The organism is Coxiella-like endosymbiont, from assembly GCF_002871095.1.
Taxonomy (GTDB): domain Bacteria; phylum Pseudomonadota; class Gammaproteobacteria; order Coxiellales; family Coxiellaceae; genus Coxiella.
The window spans coordinates 1-2265 of the sequence record NZ_NSHJ01000015.1 but is presented as its reverse complement, the minus strand read 5'-3'; the positions used below and the strand labels follow the sequence as shown (position 1 = coordinate 2265).

Sequence of the window (2265 nt, the reverse complement as noted above, 5' to 3'; positions counted from 1 at the left end):
GTTTATATACTATATAAAATAGTATCTCTGCTATTAATTTATATATTAATTAATTTATATAGTATATAAACTCTCGACAATCCAGAAGCATATATAAACAAAATTTATTTATTTGATGAAGGTTTTCATCTCTAAGTTTACTGTATAAAACGATGTAAGAACTTTTTTGTTTAAAAAGTAAGTTTATCTTCGGATTTTAAATAAAGCAATTGAATAAGATAAGAAATATTATGTAGTAAATTAATTGTCTTCTCACCTCTAATGCTTATTACTCTCAAACATTACTATCAAGTAGAATAAAAATGGAGTTAGAAATTTCTAACTCCATTGATCTGGACGAGCAATAAGATTATTAAATTTGTTATTTTTGTCAAGCTGGAAAATAAACCAGATTCATCCTATCATTTTAATGATTATTTTCATCTTCAATTTGTATTTTTTGTACTCCAGAGCGTTTCATTTTAGGGATTAAGATTTCTAATACGCCATGTTTAGTTTTTGCTTTAATCCTTTCCGCATTAACAGATTCTGGAAGACTAAAACGACGAATAAAAGCTCCTTTAGTACGCTCGACTCTTAAAAAATCCTCTTTCTTTTCTTGAGTTTCAGTTTCTTTTTCTCCTCTTATTGTTAAGACGTTATTTTCTATTGAAATTTCAATTGCTTTAGGATCGACCCCTGGAATATCGGCGCGAATGAGATAATTGTCATTCATGTCTTTTATATCAATACGAGGAGACCATTCTCTCGAAAAAGCATCCCCTAACTGGTTTTCTGTGGACCATCCAAAAGGTTCAAATAAACGATTAATATCTTCTTGTAATTGACTTAAAAGACTTTGTGGATGTTTTTGAATATTTGCCATAACTTATCTCCTTTTGTTATAAGTTTAATTATATAAGTAGTTATAATTTATAAATATATGGGTTTAAAGACTAAATTTCAAGAGAGGTAGGTTTTCTGTATCAGTCTGTAGCATCTGATGAATCGAGATGCTGTAATTCCAGTCATATTTTGCTGATCTGCTAAGGCAACTATGATAGGATTGCATTTCCTTGTGGCGCCCGTAGCTCAGTTGGATAGAGTAACCGGCTTCGAACCGGTTGGTCGGGGGTTCAAATCCCTCCGGGCGCGCTATAAATCAATCAATTAAATTTTATTATTACAGGTCATGGTAGAAAATTTCCAAAAATCTTTAGAAAAAACTTTATGAGTCTTAAAAATATGGCAAGCGCATTATTATTTTAGTAACGGAGGGTAGTGGATAGGGTTTACAAGGACAAGATTAAGATAAAATTTTTGGATTAGTTTTTTTTCTGTCCCCCTTCCTCCATCAAAGGGGGCAAACAGTTTATGGTACGCTGGTGTTAGTGGTGTAGTATGAGTGGGTAAAGCGAATTTCAATGATACATCGATAAAGATTAATATCATTCATTTAAATTACATTATAGAGAACAAAGAGAACGAATATGATTTCTTTCTTCAATATCATTAAATTCAAATTGAATTATATCCCTCGATATTATCAAGCGTTATAGAAATAAACTATATAAATAAATACACTAATATATTCTAATTCCTAGAATTAATATTGTAATTACTAGAATTAAAGAATGGATGGAACAGGGTTGCCTATCAACTACTCATAAAAATCTTGAAGAAGGGTTGTAATTTCATTTTTGTAAAAAAAGCAATCCTCTACTAATAATTTTTTATTTTTTACTATAATCTGAGTTTAAATAATCATCGAGCATTAATGTAATGTTCCCATCGAACTAGTTACTAGAAAAATCTTTGGATCTTGTTATTCGATCAAGATTGTTTGAGAAAAATAACCTTATATTTCAATTAATTCCCTAATTGGTTAAAACAGGTTTCCATCCAATTTAGTATAGCCAAGCGAAACCAAGCGAAAATAAAAAAAATAATTTAAAATTGAAAAGTAAAAAACAACTGAAAAGTTTATAGATCTGCCATCAAGAACCTGAGCAACTAAACATAATTAGAGAGAAATAAAATTATAAGTGTAATAAGATAAAACAATCCCGTCTTGATACTATTTACTCCTGTTTTGATACTATTATAATAGTATAATAGTTAATAACTTTATCTAATAAATATGCTACTGTTTACAAGTAGAATTCTCTTGGTTTCTAAGTTTTGATAAAAATTTTAGTTAACATAAAAAACATCAAGAGGATTATTAAATTCTAAATTTTTTAAATTACTTTTATGAAGCTTGATATTTTACACAAGGAAAGACAA

The 2265-nt window shown here is 28.8% G+C and carries 1 protein-coding gene and 1 tRNA gene; one reads left to right on the top strand and one right to left on the bottom strand.

Annotation, left to right across the window (positions count from 1 at the left end):
* Nucleotides 1-406 precede the first annotated feature (406 nt).
* Nucleotides 407-865 (bottom strand): Hsp20/alpha crystallin family protein, encoded by a 459-nt coding sequence (locus tag CLERM_RS00150; RefSeq protein ID WP_102156615.1) that lies wholly within the window; start codon nt 863-865, stop codon nt 407-409.
* 195 nt (nt 866-1060) lie between these two features.
* Here CLERM_RS00150 and CLERM_RS00145 point away from each other — a divergent pair.
* Nucleotides 1061-1134: transfer RNA gene (locus CLERM_RS00145), tRNA-Arg, on the top strand.
* Nucleotides 1135-2265: the final 1131 nt, after the last annotated feature.